Below are 275 nucleotides of genomic sequence, written 5' to 3'. Positions count from 1 at the left end.
CCTCAGGCCACGGGAGATATTGAGCGAAATCCAGGTGGCGCAACCGACCGAGAACACGATAAGCAAGACGGTAATGGCAACGAGATGGAGTCGCGAGTTGGCATACTGAGCGTCGGTCGCCTGATCGGTTTCGTTGACGTCGCCGGAAATCGTGTCCCGCATGTCCTCCATGACCTTGAGAGCTTTGTCCATGAGCTCGCGGCCTTGCTTCATCGTCAATCCGGAGGCCTCGGAATTCGACTCGGCGGTGTTCTGCGTTGCCAGGTCGGCAATTC

At 57.8% G+C, this 275-nt stretch carries 1 protein-coding gene; it reads right to left on the bottom strand.

The window, feature by feature from the left end; genetic code table 11:
- On the bottom strand, positions 1 to 275 hold a 275-nt coding region (locus ACPYOM_RS22440; RefSeq protein ID WP_481347655.1), incomplete at both ends, for a hypothetical protein.

It is taken from the genome of Monashia sp. HAY1-2A, from assembly GCF_056755315.1.
This window is presented reverse-complemented; position numbering and strand designations above follow the sequence as displayed.